Here is a 20,282-nt window from a genome sequence, read left to right as displayed (position 1 = left end):
CATCTCGGCGAAAAAGCATTAAATGCCAAATTGCCAGGCATTCTCGAATTATCGCGTACCTTCGCACATGTAGATCCAGTGAAAGCCCCTATTCCAGTAGTGCCTACCTGCCACTATATGATGGGTGGCGTCACAACCAATATTAATGGCCAAGCTATTACACAGGATGCAAACGGCAACGATAAAATTATCGACGGCCTTTATGCTTGCGGTGAAGTTGCCTGTGTCTCAGTACACGGCGCCAACCGCTTAGGCGGAAACTCATTGCTTGATTTGGTCGTCTTTGGACGCGCCACAGGCCTGTATCTCGAGAAAGCATTGCGTGAAGGCATTGACATGCGCGAAGCCTCACAGACAGATATTGAAAGCGCTACTAGCCGCCTTAATGCTGTTAATAACACCAATGATGGCGAGTCAGCATCGGTGTTACGCAAAGAACTGCAAACCGTCATGCAAAATCATTTTGGTGTTTTCCGCAAAGGCGAGTTTATGCAGGAAGGCATTAAAAAAATTGCTGACCTTCGCGGCCGTATCGACAACATTAAACTGGAAGACAAGAGCAACGCCTTTAATACCGCACGTATCGAAGCGCTTGAAGTGCAAAATTTGTTAGAAGTTGCCGAGGCAACCGCCATTGCTGCCGAAGAACGCAAAGAATCTCGCGGCGCCCACGCCCGTGATGACTTCCAAGAGCGTGACGACAAAAACTGGCTTTGCCACTCGCTCTACTTCCCTAGCGAGAAACGAGTCGGTAAGCGCGATGTGAATTTCGCGCCCAAAACTATGCCTAAACTCGAACCTAAAATCCGTACGTACTAATTAAGGGTTGATGAAAATGCTGAAAGTTGAAGTTTATCGATACAACCCCGAAACCGATGCGGCGCCGTACATGAAAACCTACGAGGTCGACACGGACGGTAAAGACGTTATGGTGCTCGACGTTTTAGAAATGCTAAAAGCACAAGATGCCTCACTCTCCTTTCGCCGCTCTTGTCGCGAAGGCGTTTGCGGCTCTGATGGCATCAACATTTCGGGGAAAAACGGATTGGCCTGCATCACGCCATTATCGGCTTGCGTTAAAAATAACAAGCTCATATTACGCCCTCTTCCTGGCTTGCCCGTCATTCGGGATCTCGTGATCGACATGAGTCAGTTTTATGCGCAATACCGTAAAATTGAACCTTTTTTACAAAATGATACGCCTGCGCCAGCGATTGAACGTTTGCAGTCGCCCGAGGAACGCGCAAAACTTGACGGGCTTTATGAATGTATTTTATGCGCCTGCTGCTCAACCAGTTGCCCATCATTCTGGTGGAACCCGGATAAATTTATTGGACCAGCAGGTTTATTGCAGGCTTATCGCTTTTTAGCCGATAGTCGTGACACCGCCAATGAAAAACGCCTTGGCAACCTCGATGATCCCTTCAGCGTATTTCGCTGTCATGGCATCCAAAACTGCGTATCGGTTTGCCCGAAAGGCCTTAACCCTACGCGGGCCATTGGGCACATTCGCAGCATGCTACTGCACAACGCAACTTAAGCTCGACCGCGGGTGGCGCGCAAAACCTCGCCGCCCGCCTATAATGCATACAAGGGCCGTTAATATACGGCTCATTAATCGGCCATTGGCCAGAATGTTTAGTCAGACAGCGCCCCTATAGCTCTAGCTGTAACCTGTTCGACTAGCATACCCAGATAGACGACGGTGGGAATACAATGCAACAGAGCCTCATGGAGCTTCTATGGAGTACTTCACATATCTCAGGCGGCAACGCTGATTATGTGGAAGAAGTGTATGAAACCTATCTGCGCGACCCCAATTCTGTTCCGAGTACGTGGCGCGAATACTTCGATAAGTTACCTCGCGTTGAAGGCAACTCCAATCCTGATGTACCACACTCAGAAATCATTAAATACTTCGAACTTTTGGGCAAAAACCGCGCAAGACCCATCATTGCACCAGGTTCTGGCGGTGGAAACATTGCACACGAACGTAAACAGGTAGAAGTCGTTCAACTCATCAACGCTTACCGTCTCAGTGGCCACAAAAAAGCTCAACTCGATCCACTCGGCCTCAACAACGGAAAGACCGAGTTAGAAGAGCTAGATTTACACTTCCACGGCTTAAATAACGCTGACCTCGATATTGTTTTTCAAACCGGTGACTTTTCTTATGGCGCAGCAGAAGCGCCACTCAAAGATATTGTTGCAGCATTAAATCAAACATACTGCGGCACCGTCGGCGCAGAAGTCATGCACATAACACACTACACCGAACGTAAGTGGTTATTGCAGCGCCTCGAAAGCCAGCGCTCCAAAGCAGCGCTCACAAAAGAAGCACGTATCGATCTCTTAGAACGCTTAACAGCGGCTGAAGGACTTGAACGACACCTAGATAGTAAATACCCAGGCACAAAGCGTTTTGGCCTTGAAGGCGCCGAAAGCTTAATCCCCATGCTGGATGTTTTAATTAAAGGGATTGGTATTCACGGGGCCCGCGAAATGGTGTTGGGCATGGCGCATCGCGGCCGCCTCAATACACTCGTTAACATACTCGGTAAAAACCCTGCCGACCTTTTCGAAGAGTTCGAAGGCAAAAAGCTCGTCGACACCTCTGGCGATGTAAAGTATCACCAAGGCTTCTCTTCAAATGTGATGACCCCAGGTGGCGAAATTCACTTGGCGCTTGCGTTTAACCCATCGCACCTTGAAATTGTTTCACCCGTGGTTGAAGGTTCGGTTCGCGCTCGACAAGATCGCCGCAAAGATACTGAACGTAAAATGGTAGTGCCGGTTGTTATCCACGGCGATGCCGCTTTTGCGGGCCAAGGCGTGGTAATGGAAACATTTCAAATGTCGCAAACGCGCGCCTATAAAACAGGCGGCACGATTCATATCGTCATTAACAACCAGGTAGGTTTTACCACCAGCCGCAAAGAAGACATACGATCAACACAGTACTGTACTGATGTTGCGAAAATGATCGAAGCGCCCATTTTTCACGCCAATGGCGACGACCCCGAAGCCGTTGCATTTATTACCAGCCTAGCTGTCGATTACCGTAATGAATTTAAAAAAGATGTCGTCATTGATTTAGTCTGTTATCGCCGCCGCGGCCATAACGAGACCGATGAGCCTTCAGCAACGCAACCACTTATGTATGCCGTTATCCGCAAGCATAAAACGACGCGCACACTGTATGCAGAGCAACTAGACGCCGAAAATATTTATAGCGCCGAAGACTCCGCCAAAATGATGGATGCTTATCGTGCCGCTCTTGATGCCGGCGAACACGTAACCCGCGATTTAGTTAAAGAACCGGACTCCTCCCTGTTTGTTGACTGGACACCTTATATTGGTCACGACTGGACCACCCCAGCAGACACAACCTACGAAATTAAAACACTGCAAAACTTAGCCGACAAACTCACCACCATCCCGGATGGCATTGTAGTACAGCGCCAAGTTTCTAAGATTTATGAAGACCGCCGAAAAATGGCAGCAGGCTCCCTGCCCCTCAATTGGGGAATGGCCGAAATATTAGCCTATGGCTCACTGCTTGAAGAAGGCGTCGCCATCCGTATCACTGGGCAAGATGTAGGCCGAGGCACTTTTTCACACCGCCATGCCGTGGTGCATAACCAAAAGGATGGCAGCAGCTACATACCACTGAAAAATTTATCGGAAGATCAACCCAACCTTCATATTTACGATTCGTATTTATCTGAAGAAGCGGTACTTGCTTTCGAATACGGCTATTCCACCACCAAGCCCAATGCTCTTGTTATTTGGGAAGCCCAATTCGGTGATTTTGCCAATGGTGCTCAGGTCGTCATCGACCAATTTATTACCAGCGGCGAGCACAAGTGGGGGCGGTTATCTGGCCTGACGATGCTTTTACCGCACGGCTATGAAGGCCAAGGGCCTGAGCACTCCTCAGCACGCCTCGAGCGATTTATGCAATTGTGTGCCGAACACAATATTCAAGTGTGCATACCCACCACGCCTGCACAAGTATTCCACATGATCCGCCGCCAAGCATTGCGCCCTTTGCGTCGCCCGTTGGTAGTCATGAGCCCGAAATGGATTTTACGCCACAAGTTAGCAACATCAACCTTAGAAGATCTTGCCGAGGGTAGCTTCCAAAACGTAATCGGGGAGCATGAGGTCACCGCCGAAAATGTACGCCGCGTTGTGCTTTGTAGCGGTAAAGTGTATTACCACTTATTAGAAGCCCGCAAAGAGCGTAAACAAAACAACGTTGCCCTGGTTCGCATTGAACAGCTCTACCCATTCCCGGATGAAGAACTACAAAAAGTACTCGAGCCTTTTGCGGGTGTCACCGATATTATTTGGTGCCAAGAAGAGCCCATGAACCAAGGCGCCTGGAATTCTAATCAGCATCGTATGCGCGCCGCACTTGAAGGTGTAAACTCAGACGCCTTCTTGCGCTATGCCGGCCGCTCTCCATCATCAGCACCGGCTGCGGGCTACGCCTCAACACACTTAGAAGAACAAAATCGTTTTATTAACGCAGCACTGGATGTAACGGTCTAGGCCGTTATTTACAATACAAAAAATTTACCGCGACAATGCCAATGCCCGTCATAAATCTCGTTAAGTACCACAGGCATCAGCAAACGACCATTATCAGGGCCTTAACCGAAGGACATATTTGGAATGACCATTGAAATTAAAGCACCAACATTTCCCGAGTCCGTTCAAGATGGCACTATCGCCACTTGGCACAAGCAACCCGGCGAAGCTGTCTCGCGTGACGAGCTTATTGTCGATATCGAAACTGACAAGGTTGTTTTAGAAGTTGTAGCACCTGCTGATGGCGCCCTTGCTGAAATATTAAAAGGTGAAGGCGAAGTGATTTTAAGCAATGAAGTTATTGCTAAATTCGAAGCCGGCGCTGGGGCAGCAAAACCCGCTGCCAGTAGCGAACCCGCCGCAGCTACAACCGCGCCAGAAAGCGCCGACGACGCGCTCGTCAATCCCGCTGCGCGTAAATTAGCCGCTGAAAAAGGTGTGGATTTAGCATCGATCAAAGGAACAGGTAAAGGCGGCCGCATCACTAAAGATGATGTTATCAATGCGCCTACAGCGCCAGCGGCTAAAGCGCCCGCACCGGCGCCCATTAATGCGCCAGCTGTTAGCGTTAGTGCCGATGGCCGCACTGAAAAACGCGTACCTATGACACGATTACGCGCACGTATCGCCGAGCGCCTGCTCGACGCATCACGCAATACAGCCATGTTGACTACGTTTAACGAAGTCAACATGGGGCCCATTATGGAGCTTCGTAAAAAGTACAAAGAGCAATTCGAAAAAGTTCACAACGGTAGCCGGCTCGGCTTTATGGGCTTTTTTGTTAAAGCCGCTGTAGAAGCCCTTAAACGACTCCCTGCGGTAAATGCAAGCATTGACGGCAACGACGTTGTTTATCACGGCTATCAAGATATTGGGGTTGCAGTATCAACACCTAAAGGCTTAGTCGTTCCAGTACTCCGCAATGCTGAAAACATGGGCCTAGCCGATGTCGAAAACACCATTCGTGATTTTGGTATGCGTGCTAAAGATGGCAAGCTAGGCATTGAAGAAATGACCGGCGGAACGTTCACCATTACTAATGGCGGCGTATTCGGGTCGCTAATGTCGACCCCCATCCTTAATCCACCACAAGCTGCCATTTTGGGCATGCATAAAATCCAAGAGCGCCCAATGGCCGTTAATGGACAAGTGGTTATTTTGCCAATGATGTATTTAGCTCTTTCTTATGACCACCGCTTAATTGACGGTAAAGAAGCCGTACAATTCTTGGTAGCCATTAAAGACATGATCGAAGACCCAGCACGTATGTTGCTAGAAGTTTAGATAGTCTATTTTATTCTCTTTGAGCCGGGCGGGACGCACACCCGAGCATTTTCAGCGTTCCCGGCTCTTTCGCTGACTCACACTTGGGGTGTTTATCAATGTCCACTAAATACGATGTAATTGTTATCGGTTCTGGCCCGGCTGGCTATGTTGCTGCTATTCGCTGCGCTCAACTTGGCTTAAAAACCGCCTGTATCGAAAAATGGAAAGACGCTAAAGGTAAAGGCGTTAACGGCGGCACCTGCCTAAATGTTGGCTGTATCCCCTCTAAAGCATTACTTGATAGCTCTCACAAATATCATGACGCTAAAGATCATTTTGATATTCACGGCATAACCACCAAAGAATTGAAGATTGATGTCAGCAAAATGATCGGTCGTAAAAACGACATTGTTAAGCAATTAACAAGCGGTATTGCCGGCCTGTTTATGGCGAATAAAGTCACCTCGCTGTACGGTACAGGTAAATTATTAGCCGGCCGCAAAGTACAATTTGTTGATTTTGATGGCAAAGAAGAAACCCTTGAAGCTGATAACGTAATTCTTGCGGCAGGTTCTGTACCCGTCAACATTCCAGTAGCTGTTCTCGATAACGATGTTATTGTCGATTCTACTGGCGCCTTAGAATTCACAGAAGTCCCTAAACGTTTAGGCGTAATTGGTGCTGGTGTTATTGGTTTAGAACTAGGGTCTGTTTGGAATCGCCTAGGCTCAGAGGTTGTATGCCTAGAAGCTATGGATAAATTCCTAGCCGTAATGGATCAGCAAATCGCCAAAGAAACCAAAAAAATCCTCACCAAGCAAGGTTTAGACATTCGCTTAAGTTGCCGCGTAACCGGTAGCGAAATAAAAACCAAAGGCAAAAATAAAGAAGTTGAAGTCACCTTTACCGATAAAGAAGGTAACGCTCAAACCGAAACCTTCGATAAATTAATCGTTTGTGTTGGCCGTCGCCCTTACACTAAAAACCTATTAGCTGACGACAGCGGCGTGAAACTGGACGAGCGCGGCTCCATTTACGTAAACGACCTTTGCGCCACAAGTGCTCCGGGTGTATTTGCTATTGGTGATTTGGTTCGCGGCCCAATGCTGGCCCACAAAGGGTCGGAAGAAGGCGTTATGGTTGCCGAGCGTATTGCTGGCGAAAAAACCATTATGAATTACGATATTATTCCTAATGTTATTTACACTCACCCTGAAGTCGCTTCTGTCGGTAAAAACGAAGAACAACTCAAGGCCGAAGGCATCGAATATAACGTCGGCACCTTCCCTTTCTTAGCCATTGGCCGTGCATTAGCTGCAAATGAAACAGACGGTATGGTTAAAATTTTAGCGCACGCTAAAACCGATCGAATTTTAGGCGCTCACATCGTAGGCCCTAGCGCTGCAGACTTGGTTCAACAAGTTGCCATCGCAATGGAATTCGGCTCTAGCGCTGAAGACTTAGGCATGATGGTATTCGGACACCCTACTTTATCTGAAGCGGTGCATGAGGCAGCATTAGCGGTTCATGGTCACGCCATTCACATGCCAAACCGTAAAAAGCGTTAATAAAAGCGTCGCATTTTCTGCGACCCTTTTTTATTCTCAACCCTAGCAACACTCGCTTTTTATCGTATAGAAGCACATTTTTGATCACCCCAGCTTTGCAGTTGGGCTTTACTCATTAAGCACGTCACACGTGCTATTAACTATGGAACATAGTCATGAATTTGCATGAATATCAGGCAAAACAGCTTTTTGCTGAATACGATTTGCCCGTTTCAAAAGGTATCGCAGCAGAAACCCCCAGTGAAGCTGCTAGCGCCGCTGACATTATTGGTGGCAACAAGTGGGTTGTAAAAGCACAAGTTCACGCTGGCGGCCGCGGTAAAGCCGGCGGAGTTAAGCTTGTTACTTCAAAAGCTGAAATTGAAGAGTTTTCACGTCATTGGTTAGGTAAAAATCTAGTCACCTACCAAACTGACGAAAACGGCCAACCTGTTAGCCGTATTTTAGTCGAAACATGTACCGATATCGCACAAGAGCTTTACCTTGGTGCCGTTGTCGACCGCGCGACTCGTCGTATTGTCTTTATGGCATCGACAGAAGGTGGCGTAGAAATTGAAAAAGTCGCCGAAGAAACACCCGAAAAAATCTTAAGAGCGATTATCGATCCATTGACCGGCGCGCAGCCTTACCAAGGTCGTGAACTTGCTTTTAAACTGGGTTTACAAGGTAATCAAATTAAGCAATTCACCAAAATATTTTTGGGTCTTGCCAAAATGTTCCAAGACTATGATTTCGCATTACTCGAAATCAATCCTTTAGTGATTACTGAAGCCGGTGATTTGCATTGCCTTGATGGCAAAATCAACATCGACAGCAACGCTATGTATCGCCAGCCAAAGCTAAAAGAAATGCACGATCCTTCGCAAGAAGATGAACGCGAAGCACGTGCCGCCAAATGGGAGCTTAACTACGTAGCCCTCGACGGCAACATCGGCTGTATGGTTAATGGTGCTGGCTTGGCCATGGGCACAATGGATATCGTGAAATTGCACGGTGGCCAACCAGCCAACTTCCTCGATGTAGGCGGCGGCGCAACAAAAGAACGCGTTATCGAAGCGTTTAAAATTATTTTGTCCGACGACAACGTTAAAGCCGTTTTAATCAACATTTTCGGTGGCATTGTACGTTGTGACTTAATTGCGGAAGGTGTTATTGGCGCGGTAAACGAAGTTGGCGTTAAAGTACCCGTTGTCGTTCGTTTAGAAGGCAACAACGCAGATCTGGGCGCTAAAGTATTAGCTGATAGCGGTTTAAATATTATTGCAGCGACCAGCTTAACGGATGCTGCTGAGCAAGTTGTTAAAGCTGCAGCGGAGGCTTAATCATGAGCGTTTTAATTAATAAAGACACCAAAGTATTGTGCCAAGGCTTCACCGGTGCACAAGGTACCTTTCACTCAGAACAAGCGATCGAGTACGGCACCAAAATGGTTGGCGGTGTAACACCCGGTAAAGGCGGCCAAACTCATTTAGGTTTACCCGTATTTAACACCATGAGCGAAGCCGTAGCCGCGACTGGCGCCGAAGCTAGCGTTATTTACGTACCAGCCCCCTTCTGTAAAGATTCCATATTAGAAGCCGCAAACAGTGGCGTTAAGCTAATTGTCTGTATTACCGAAGGTATCCCAACACTGGATATGCTCGACGCAAAAGTTAAATGCGACGAGTTAGGCGTACGCTTAATCGGACCAAACTGCCCAGGTGTTATCACACCCGGTGAATGTAAAATCGGCATTATGCCAGGCCACATTCACTTGCCCGGTAAAGTCGGCATTGTTTCGCGCTCAGGAACCTTAACCTACGAAGCCGTTAAACAAACCACCGATTTTGGTTTTGGCCAATCCACCTGTGTGGGTATTGGTGGCGATCCAATTCCTGGCTCTAACTTTATCGACATCTTGGAAATGTTCCAAGCCGACGATAAAACAGAAGCCATTGTAATGATTGGTGAAATCGGCGGTACTGCAGAAGAAGAAGCAGCGGCCTATATTAAAGCCAACGTAACGAAGCCAGTTGTGTCTTACATTGCCGGTGTTACAGCACCTCCTGGCAAGCGCATGGGCCATGCCGGTGCGATTATCTCTGGCGGTAAAGGCACAGCTGACGAAAAGTTCGCGGCCTTGCAAGATGCCGGTGTTAAGACTGTTCGCAGCTTGGCGGATATCGGTAAAGCGCTTAAAGAAATTACGGGTTGGTAGTTTCTTTAGGGCAATAAAAAAGCCCTAACACCGAAAGGCGTTAGGGCTTTTTTGTACTCTTTTTTTGGCCTCTGAAATCGGGGCCGACAATCGAGCGCTTACTTTTTAAACTCTTGCTCTGCCACAATAACCGGCAGCAATAATTGATTATAATTCGCAATGTACCGCTTTATCTCCGCATCAATCCGCTTTAACTCATCAGGATCGTCATGGGATTTATCGAGTTCAGCCATTAACACTTCAATTTTATCGCGACGACTTTGAATAAGCGCCTTTTTATCTGGCAAGTTCATATTACTAACATCTGTCGTTAATACGGTAGAAAACTTCACGTTGTCTACCGATGCAGATGAAACCTTAGCCCTGGGTAAAGATCTGTTGGCTGATGTAGTATTATCAACCATAGTTTCAATTATGCCGTCTACAGAGTCCGGCTCCTTCGCTAAATGTACAGGCGATGAATGTTTTTGAAAGTAAATAACTCCTCCAACAGCCAAAACCAGCGCACAGCCAATAAGCCCAGCCAGACGGTAACCTTTTTCAATTTTCATAATCTCGCCCCTTACTCTGCCACGGTAAAATCAAAACTAAAGGGAGACATTACGTTTCCAGCAACGTCACAAGCCCCACTAAAGGTAAAAGTATTAGCGCCCGATACCAATGAAGAAGCCACCCACACTGAAAGCGATTTTTCCAATAACGAGAAACTCGAATCCAACGTAGTAACACCTGAAGCATTCGCAAGCGTTATAACTTGCTGTTCTTCACAAGCGGGGCTCAGCAGCTCATCTAAAAAAACTTTAACTCTTACTAGAGTGTCCACAGAGGATAAGGCTACGGGCTCCGTTCGCAATACGCCCGGTGGCGTCACGTCAAATTCGCGGGAAGAAGCGGTACGAAATAGGATAGATCTCGATGACACCCTAATCTCCTCACCAGAGATAGAATAAGCCGATATCGTGGGGTTATCACTCCAGCTATAACTCCCTTCACTCTCCCCCCAAGCGACTCGATAAACAAGTCCATCACGCCAGCCAAAGATTGGCGCTATCGATAGTGTTTTCAGATCGTCACTCAAAGTAATGCTACCTTGTACACGCACACCGACATCATAGTCAGGTGCGTCGGCGGTTACATCGATAATATCAGCAAATTTTAAACGACCCGTTGATTCTGAAAGACGAGTAGTATCAACCGCTCTATCGAAGCCTACTTTCACCAATGTATTGACCGGCACAGGATCGTCACTCGGAGTATTATCGATAAGTGGCGGTGTTACCCAATAAGCCGGGCGAGTCTCTGGCCCAACTGCCCCCCCCGTCTCGAAGTACATATTATTTTCTGATCCCATGCCATTACCAGATAAATCAGAAACGCCTTCAACGATTAACGTATATTTTGAATTAGGCTGCAATAAAAATCGAGGGATGATAGTGACCGTGGTACCACTACGAATAATCGTAACTTCGACTGGCTCCTCAAGATCGCTCAAAAGCTTAATGTCATCAAATGATGCTGTGCTAATAATTTCATCAAAAACCAATGCCAAAGAGATAGTTAACGGGACGTCACTTAATCCATTTGGCACCCTTGCCTTGAGCAAGACAGGTGCACGCTCATCTACCAGCATTTGATTGATACTAAACGAACTTGATGTATTGATAACATTTCCGCTTAAATCATGGACGCCTTGAATTGAATACCGGTATTGACCGACAGGCAGGATCTCCGCAGGTGAAACATAAACCGTTGTATTGCCGTCAACAAGATCGATTACAAGAGGAATTGATTCACCTCCGCCTGATAGCCTTAGTACTATGGTTGCGGCACTAACGCTTAAAGGATCAACCGGTTTTTCAAATATAAACTCGGCAATAGCATTATCACCTTGCACCACCGTAGGCGACCTAAAATCGTCATCATTGAAACCCGCACCAACGGTAAACGATATCATCGAGTCTAGCGCTCTATTTTTAGCGCCATCCTCGACCACAGGCAACTGAAGCTCTTTTAGCTTATTGGCGGCGTGCAAATATTTGAACTGATAGCGAACAACCGTATTATCCTGTGTTAGCTGTGCGTGATAGAGGTCGCCTCCAGATTGAATTCGAAGAGGGTTGATAGGTTCATCGTATTTAGCCGTAATGAAGGCATTAATACTCACGTCATCAGCACCATCCGACGGCGTTGTAGACAACAGTATTGGCGCCCTATCATCAAACCAACCATTGCCAGTGGTGAATTGGCTAGAGTATCCCAAGGCAACTAAATCGCCATCCGTATCAGTTAAACCACCAAGAACATTTAGCGTATAAGTGTGATTGTTTAATAATGCAGCGCTAGCCTGTAATGTCACTAGCTTATCATTAGCCGAATCTACTACCGCCGTTACCGAAACGTCATTACCGTTTTGATCGGCTAGTAATAGATTTTCAGCCAAGCTAACAGGATCAATAGCCTCGTTAAAAAGCACATCGATAGAGGTATTGATCGGCACATTGTCAGCGCCAGCTGCCGGGTAAAAACCGACTACAGAAGCCGCCTTTCCAACCCCTTCATTATCATCTGCCAAAGTAAAAAAGCCATTAAAACTCCCTAGAGAACGCCCCACCACATCGGTAACTGTATAATGCACTTGATAGTCAACACGGTCCCCCTTTTGAAAAGGCTCATCCGGCACAAAACGCATGACCTTGCCTTCTCCTATTAATTTAATACTCCCCGTCACTTCGATATTATTGACATAGACTTTAAACCCATCGACTAAAGTCGCCTCGTTAATCGCCGAGTATTTAGAATGCAAAAGAATCTCAGGCACCCGGGTTAAACCGGTTGCACCTACTGCGGGGATTAAGGCATCAATTGATGCCGAGCTACTGGAAGCACCGTCGTCCCGACCGGTGGTATAAGTCAGTATATGGTTAGGTAGTACATTACCTGAGTAATCGGTGGCGCCTAAAATAACCAAACTCATTAACCGATCACTCGGCATGCCATACAAGGTAACTAAGGTTCTGTCTGGAGATAGTAAAACTGTAGGAGAAGATAATTCACCAAAAGCCCAAAATGAAAATGTAGCATTTTCAAAATTAATAGACTCGGAGAATTGAATGATAACAGGCTGATTTGGAGACACATTAATTGCACCATCAACGGGTGAAGTAGCAATCACACTAGGCGGGACCGTATCATTAACTATGGCTGTATAAAAGGACAAAAATGGAAATTTATTACCCGATGAATCCGTAATCCATGTACTGTTGCCAGCAGTAACGTACTGTCTACCTTGCATTAATGGTTCGTCAGGTATAAATCGTAGTATATTCCCTTCTACAACTGTCTGGCCTTCCAAAAAAATAGGACCGTAACTACCAGCGCCAGTATTGATTAACTCAACAACACTCGAAGGGTCTAAATCTTCATTAAAGATCCAAACCAATTCACTAGTGCCGGCAGGAAGAGGCTCTTCGGGTGATTGAATAAGCTGCGGTGGCGCATCATCAATAGAATTGGACACAGAAAAATTGTAAAGCTCTGCCGGCCTCTGATTACCCGCCAAATCACATATTCCAGTAAGTGATAATAAATAACCATCACCATCACTAAGTAGCGCATCGGGTTCAACAATAACCGTCCGACCATTAGATGATAAACTCACCTCAAAAGGAATATCAACATCATTTTTTGTAAGTTTAATAGCATCACCCAAAATACATCGCTCAGATATAAATTCAGAATAATTTAACCGTATTAGATTTCCATTGTGAAGCACGCCATTTTCACCGAAAAACGAGGACAATAACGCTAGAGGAGCCGCTGTATCATTTTCCCCACTTACATTGAAATACATATTAAAGCTCGTATCCACTGCATTACCCGCCAAATCAGTAACTCCTCTTCCACTCCTCAATTGATATTTAGTGCCTGGCACTAAAGGGGCATCGGGGAGCAGTGTGAGTGTTTGCGTATCCTCACTCACACTAATAGAATAAGACAGTTTTTCGGTATCAAGTGTAGTAAAGTTAAATACACCCGACCTACCGGACGCATTACCATTGGGAAAAGTTGAAAATTTATACAACTCAATTGTAGTAGGATCGATACGCTCCAACAAACGAACGCGTAAGTCGATATTACTAGGTACAATTCGTCCCTGCCAATAATCTTTATCTAGAAAGCTAATCCACTCTTGACCACGACTACTTACCGTATCGGCAACAAGCCCGGTTTCAAAAGTAATGGTTTTGCTTGATTCTAAAATATTGCCCGCCATATCTTCAACAGCACCAATCTGCCAGAGGTATTCAGAAGACACCGCCAAAGGCAATATCGGGGTTAAAGTGATGAGGTCTCCAAAATCATTGATTTGATAATTAGCATCAACAAGCTCACCATTTTTAAACAATTGAACGTTGCGCAATGTATGCTTAGATATTCGCTCATTAAACCTTACTCTCAACCTAACATTTAGAGGGACATCCGTTAGACCATCAGGCAAAGTTGTCGCGACAACTTCTGGTGGACGGGCGTCAACAGAAAAGCCCGTTGTAAATGCCCCAGCGTTATATGGACCAAGACTGTTCCCCCACAAATCATTAATATCAGCTGTTAAAAATTGAATATAAGTGCGCCCAACATGTAAAGACTGTGACGGGATAAGCTGGGCAAGCATCCGGTCGTTTGATAGTGAAATAAAACCACTCACCCGCTCTTGAGTTAGAGCATCGTGCAAATAAAAACTATCGGTTGTCAGCGTCTCAGAGTCGATGGGTTCATCAAAAACAACAGTAGATACAACATTGGTTGGCACCTCTCGTTCTTCATAACCAAGAGCTCTAAGAAATGTCGCCCTGGGGGCCACGTCGTCCAACTCTATATTAATGCCGGTTTGAAAGCTGTAGGCAATGTCTGCCGCTGGATTACCAGCGGTATCGCGCAACCCCACCACCGATATTCGATACGCGGTTTCCGCCACTAAAAATCGAAGAGGTTGGATCGATATACTGGAGCCATCATCAGATAGTAATATCTGGGCCTCAATCACATCACCATTTTGGTTAAGCAGTTGTGTAGTTTCTGCCGTTACCGTTTCTCTTTTAAGCGGGCCATCAAAGAATAAACCAATCTTAGTATCTTCACGTACATCGATGGCATTACCAGCGGGGAGGGATTCTATAAGTTCAGGGGATATTGTGTCCGGATTAAGAGGGTCAGTGCCAGCTGCAACCTCCGCGCCGTCTTCGATACCGTCACCATCACTATCACGTACCAGTGGGTCTGTTTTTCTAGCAACTTCTTCGCCATCAGTCAAGAAGTCTCCGTCACTATCTTTTAAAGCTGGATTCGTGCCGATATTAGTTTCGAACTGATTACCCAGTCCATCCCGATCACAGTCCAAGTCAAGTTCAATGTTACCCGAATCCAACGATAGTTGTGCGTCAGCCATACCCGAGTCAACTTCAATAAAGCTGGAATCACTCCAAGTTTCGTTGCCACCATAATCCACCGCTTTGGCACGCAAAGTACCCACCTCAGAAAAGCTTTCACACCCGACGACGGTAAACTCCATTGGAGAAAATGAAAATTGATAAGGGTATAGCGAATCGACGTTGACCAAAGTGCCGTTGAAATAAAACTCCACCCTGTCAACGCCCACATCATCTTCTGCAATACCTTCTAATAGATAATCCATTAGTGAAAAGCTGTTCTTTTGTGCGAGCAAAGTCACACTAGGGGCGACCCCAAAAAAATCATCAATTTTTCTATATTGTGCGATCACTAGCCTTTGCTTATCAATACTATAAACAAACTGATTATCAACGGCGATACCGTAAGTAGTATCTAACGAAAACTGAGATGTCGGAAAACCAATTACATTTTGAAAAAACGGTACGTCAAACTGTATATTCGTATAAGAAATAAGATTTGGGCTCACTCCAGACCAAAACACAAAATCTTTTGAAATTGCGATATCTAAAGGTGCAAACTCTTGAACTGTCCCACCAGCAAGAAAACTTAAAGTACCGTCGTCATTTAAACGATACGAAGACCATCCCCTCACGTCCGCTGCCACATGCAAAACGCCATCACTATAAGCAAGCGTGTTAACGCCAGTTTTATTTATCGAAAACAGCCGAACCGGGGAGGCCAACTGTTGAATATCAAAAACAGCTATTGAGAACAAAGTCGATATGAATAACCGATCACCACCAACTTCTACAGCTGTGACTGCGCCAGACCCCACATCCTGAGCAGCAACACCACTAACCTCAAAAATATTATTCTCATCACGAATATTAACAATTCGCGCCCCAAAACCTCCCGAGGCAATAATCGCATAATCCCCTTTCAATACTAGGTCTGTAGCAGCAGGTGTAGCAAACATCTTAAGTAAAACGGGTGCTGCTGGCTCCTCAATATCGACAATAGCTAAACCCCCGCTTGAAACTATGACGTAGGCCTTACCGTTTTTTAGCTTTATATCTCGGCCTTCACCCGACAATTCCAGCTGACCTATAGGCATGGGAGCTTGAGGGTTGCTTACATCAATAACATGCAGACCAGAAACACCTACAACAAACGCAAATTGCTCATGCAGGGCAATTTTGTTAAGCCCCTCACCCACCACTATTTCAGAAAGCGCTTGAGGTGTGAATGCTGTAACGGAAACCGGTACCGTTACCGAAAAGTCGCCATTTGTGACTGTCACTTGAGTAGAGCCTTCGGCGCCGGCATAGATTTTGCCACTTTCCACACCAAAGTTGGCGATTTCTAGATTATCTGAGGCGTAATTAGTACCGCGCGATGTGGATGTTAAATCTAACGTACTCCCGTCAATTAGGTGCCCAGTTACCGTGAGCTCCCAGGTCGACTCAGAATTTATCGTGTTGTACGGGATGTTAACAATGCCGGGGGTAACTTCGATCGATTCGAGTACAGATTGCAAATCACCACTCAAAGCGTCAAGGGGGTCAAAGCCAAATGAGATTTCTAAACCATCACTTAACCCATCGCCATCGGTATCAGCTAAAAGTGGGTCGGTAATATAGCCATCACTGCCAGCAACAACCTCTTCACCATCTTCAATTTTATCGCCGTCACTATCCGCGCTATTGGGCTCGGTTGATAACGCAAATTCTTCGGCATTACTCAGGCCGTCTAGGTCTAAATCTTCAAAGGCATCGATAGGATCGTTAGGGTTTAGACCGTAAAGGTCTTCGAAAGAATCTGGCATACCATCGCCGTCTTTATCACCCCCTGCAATTACTGCCACACTGGAAATCGCGATCACCCCATCTTTACGTGCGGTCAGCAGCGTTTCGCCAGTCGCATGCGAGGTCACGACTCCAGTTGGGTTCACCGTCGCGATTACGCCATTGCTGGTACTAAAGTTAACGCCATGGTTTGGCTGCGCTAAATCCAGCGTTTCAGTTGAACCATCAGCATAACTGGCCTGTAAATTGAGCGCACGTGATTGCTCGGCACCGAAAAACCTTACAGCCAAACCGTTATTCAATGTTAAAGCGGTAGGAATTCGTTCTTCGCCAATATAAAAACTACCCGTTTCAACTTGATCATTGGTAATAACGTTGAAAAAATCGGTTTGCCCAACAATAGTTTTATTACCGCGTATACAGCTAGCACGCGCCCTCACGGCACCCATAAAAGATGGGATGTTAGCCAGGGCAAATAGACCGTTTTCGTCTGCCTGAACGGTTCGATTTAACACCGACACAATGCAGCTCTCGTCCAAAACCAATTCTTCTCTGCCTTGACCGAGATCCTGAGAAAAACTCACTTGCGCGAAACACGAAAAAGCACTCGCCAGCACAAATGACCCAAATAAGCTTTTCATTGATTAACTCCACCAATTGGCAATACGGATCGGTATTTCACACCAGAATTACACATCTAACTATCACATCAAAAAGGGCTTTCACTTACATTAAACCCATGAATTATATTAGGAAAGGCAACGAACATTTAATTCACACCTTCAGGGACTTACAGAGGCTTAATTTTATTATTCACAACATTACACTCATAAAAATCACTAGCGCCTCTAGCATTCACTAAATGACCATCTTTTAGATGACCAACGATAAAGATAAAGTACGGCGCATCATAGATACCCAGCTTACTACCAAAAGCAATTTCGGCATCCATGACCGTAGCCGTTGCTAAACTGTTAAAGCCGTCGTTATAGATCGGAAACTCTTAATCTAAGTGCTCTGCCAATGGCTTGCAGTGTGCTTTTCGAGTTTTTTCACTATCAGTAATAAACAACAGAATCTAATCACCCAAGCGCCTATTAAGGCTCTTTTATCTGTAACAAAAGGCTTCTGACATTCTCATCGCTGACAACGATACCTTTTGATAAATCCACCAAGCTAAACTTCGATATAGTAGGCGCAATGTGCGCACGCTTTAGAAATAGTATAAACTCTCGATCTTTCCTGATAAAAAATTTCTCGCCTTTATAGGGAGAATCAAAATAATAGGCCGTGTCAAATCCGGCATTTCTAATTTTTGATGTCACTTCATCTTCCAACTGGTCATCAAATGAGGCCTGATCTATTTCTCCGCTAGAAAGCTGACTCTTAAGATCATTCATTATCCTCCTCAGCTCCTTCAATTTTTTTACATCCGAGTTATATTTTTGATACCACTGATGCCCTCTTGACATCGTACCATCTTCATTTGGGAGTATATAATTGTGTATTCTGACAAAAATTTCTTTCCCTTCTTCATCTCCCTTATAGATATGGTTTATATCAAATTTTATATAAGACGTATCTCCATACCCCAAGACGTCACCATAATTGTTAATATCTGGCACACTCACTAAATCGAATTTCCCCGAAACCACCAAATAAGCCGTGTCGAACATAGAAAAAAAACTTTCCTCTCTTATTTGATCATCAGAAGAAAAACTATTATGAGTTGAGAAAATTAGAGTCATTATGAGAACAATATTTTTATATTTCATTGCACACACTATCCGAGTCGTAAGTTGAAGGAATAATTTCCCATTTCCCAGTACCGCCACATCTAAGAATATACTCTGGCATCCCTTTAAAGCGACAATGGCTTTGCTCATTTTGATTCACAATCTGTAGCTCGTTTGGAAAATCAAGAGAGACACTAAAATAGGCTTCTTTGCACTCGAACGACGTGCCATAGCTTCTAAATTTTTCTCTATATTTCTTATACAATTCCTTATACGGCTCTGAATGCATTTCCTCATGTTTAAGCACCTCAGTTCGTAACGCGGCGGACACAGCCACTTCTTCCGCTACACAAATTGAATTGCTATCTTTAGGTGCGGCAAACAACGATGTCGCTATTGTAATTTCCTGACTAGCGGTCACACCGGAGCTTGTTAGCCGGTATTTTTTCTTGCCTCCCTCACATACATCCTTACATATAGCGTTACCAAATTTATAGTCAGCCTGATTAAGTCCCAAAGTATCCGCAGATAACTCGTCCATCAGTGAAGACGATACATATTTAGGCCCGATTGTCTTTACGTCGGGAAGTTTGTTCGCAACTGGGTCATCGGGGTTGTTAACACAAAATTCACCTTCACACTCGGCACAATCACCACAGTCGTGCCCTGTCCCACTTCCACCCGGCGTAGAACCACAATGCCAACCCGCTTTAATCACACCAACACCCAAGTTAGAGGTGATGGTGGTTCCGCTTTCGTTAACGGTACCCAAACCTATAGCCACAAATTCTTCTAAGTCATGATCAAATGAGTACATTTCCACTTGCGCACCGGGAGCTTGACCATCTACGTTAGGCAGACTTAAGCGCGCGGGCGGATCAAACATGGCCCCCGTAGGCTGAATGGTGACAATAAACTGTGGCTGCATACCGTTAGGCGGCGCCATGGGTACTTTAGAGCTATTGACTACCGTGACAGACACTAAACCCTCACGACTACCGTCGGGGAAAGTAACCGAGTGAGCCGGCACTTCTAACTTAAAGCCTGGCACCTCGGGCAATGTTAATACGGCATCGTCTTCACCACCCGCCATTACTGCATTCGCAGTATTCAGTTTAACCATATAAATCGGCGCTGATAACGGGTTATCAACACCGGATACAGTGACGATGTTATAAGCCAATGCTGGGTATTCGCCCTCTACGGTAGTAGTTGAACCATCGGCGATTAAATGCACGGGCCCTACTGGTGCCTCTGTTATTGTAAATTGTCCCTGGCTATCCGCCACAGCTTGGCGCGTTGTGCCATCGACAAGAATAGTCACCCCTGGCAAGGGTTGATCTTGGTTGTTCATTACCACTCCAGAAATAGTGGTTAAGCCTGGTGCTTTAGGGGTAAAGCCGGTGGAGGTAAAGCCCGCTGTTACTTTTATCACGGGCCCAAATGGGTTAGTGATATCGGCTGGTGGCGCATCAAGCAAGGGAGCACGCACGACCTGCCGATCCAGCCCCTCCAATCCACCAAGGGTAAGATGAGCAGAGGCACGGCCGTCGGAATCGGTGATCGTTATAATCTCAGACTCACCATTTTCAAATAAACCTCCCCCACGGCGTGTTTCAAACTTAACACGGGCCCCAGCCACCACATTGGCACCTAAGTCGGTCACCGCAACCACAAACGGGCTTGGCAATGGCTGAAAGGTACC

General features: G+C 45.9%; 12 protein-coding genes. 7 read left to right on the top strand and 5 right to left on the bottom strand.

Annotated elements, in window-relative coordinates; all coding sequences use genetic code 11:
• The 7 genes from AC3A8L_RS10135 to sucD form a co-directional block, all read left to right on the top strand.
• A partial coding sequence (locus tag AC3A8L_RS10135) for an FAD-binding protein (protein WP_487962131.1) occupies positions 1-819 on the top strand: 819 nt, incomplete at its 5' end.
• A gap of 16 nt (positions 820-835) precedes the next feature.
• A complete protein-coding gene (locus AC3A8L_RS10130) occupies positions 836-1,540 on the top strand; it encodes a succinate dehydrogenase iron-sulfur subunit (RefSeq protein ID WP_487962130.1) in 705 nt (234 codons plus the stop codon).
• A gap of 176 nt (positions 1,541-1,716) precedes the next feature.
• Positions 1,717-4,557 (top strand): 2-oxoglutarate dehydrogenase E1 component, encoded by a 2,841-nt coding sequence (locus AC3A8L_RS10125; RefSeq protein ID WP_487962129.1) that lies wholly within the window; start codon positions 1,717-1,719, stop codon positions 4,555-4,557.
• A 123-nt stretch (positions 4,558-4,680) separates the two neighbouring features.
• Positions 4,681-5,880: a 2-oxoglutarate dehydrogenase complex dihydrolipoyllysine-residue succinyltransferase gene (odhB, locus tag AC3A8L_RS10120; RefSeq protein ID WP_487962128.1), complete on the top strand. Its 1,200-nt coding sequence runs from the start codon at positions 4,681-4,683 to the stop codon at positions 5,878-5,880.
• 98 nt (positions 5,881-5,978) lie between these two features.
• Positions 5,979-7,430 carry a dihydrolipoyl dehydrogenase gene (gene lpdA / locus AC3A8L_RS10115; RefSeq protein ID WP_487962127.1) on the top strand — a complete coding sequence of 484 codons (1,452 nt, stop codon included), beginning with the start codon at positions 5,979-5,981 and terminating at the stop codon, positions 7,428-7,430.
• A 155-nt stretch (positions 7,431-7,585) separates the two neighbouring features.
• Positions 7,586-8,752, top strand: coding sequence for an ADP-forming succinate--CoA ligase subunit beta (gene sucC / locus AC3A8L_RS10110; RefSeq protein ID WP_487962126.1), 1,167 nt, complete (start codon positions 7,586-7,588; stop codon positions 8,750-8,752).
• A gap of 2 nt (positions 8,753-8,754) precedes the next feature.
• Complete coding sequence (gene sucD, locus AC3A8L_RS10105) at positions 8,755-9,627, top strand: succinate--CoA ligase subunit alpha (RefSeq protein ID WP_487962125.1); 873 nt, start codon at positions 8,755-8,757, stop codon at positions 9,625-9,627.
• A 98-nt stretch (positions 9,628-9,725) separates the two neighbouring features.
• Here the strand turns inward: sucD and AC3A8L_RS10100 are convergent, their stop codons facing one another.
• The 5 genes from AC3A8L_RS10100 to AC3A8L_RS10080 form a co-directional block, all read right to left on the bottom strand.
• Positions 9,726-10,178 (bottom strand): hypothetical protein, encoded by a 453-nt coding sequence (locus AC3A8L_RS10100; protein ID WP_487962124.1) that lies wholly within the window; start codon positions 10,176-10,178, stop codon positions 9,726-9,728.
• 11 nt (positions 10,179-10,189) lie between these two features.
• Positions 10,190-17,482 (bottom strand): Ig-like domain-containing protein, encoded by a 7,293-nt coding sequence (locus tag AC3A8L_RS10095; protein WP_487962123.1) that lies wholly within the window; start codon positions 17,480-17,482, stop codon positions 10,190-10,192.
• Positions 17,483-17,631: 149 nt separating this feature from the next.
• Positions 17,632-17,793, bottom strand: a complete 162-nt coding sequence (locus AC3A8L_RS10090) for a hypothetical protein (RefSeq protein ID WP_487962122.1) — start codon at positions 17,791-17,793, stop codon at positions 17,632-17,634.
• A gap of 145 nt (positions 17,794-17,938) precedes the next feature.
• Positions 17,939-18,616, bottom strand: coding sequence for a hypothetical protein (locus tag AC3A8L_RS10085; RefSeq protein WP_487962121.1), 678 nt, complete (start codon positions 18,614-18,616; stop codon positions 17,939-17,941).
• The coding region (locus AC3A8L_RS10080) for a carboxypeptidase-like regulatory domain-containing protein (protein WP_487962120.1) at positions 18,606-20,282 on the bottom strand (1,677 nt) is incomplete at its 5' end. The genes AC3A8L_RS10080 and AC3A8L_RS10085, both read right to left, overlap by 11 nt.

The sequence above is a fragment of the Marinagarivorans sp. genome (assembly GCF_982758155.1).
Note: the sequence above shows the minus strand (reverse complement) of the source record. Positions and strands in the feature narration are given on the sequence as shown.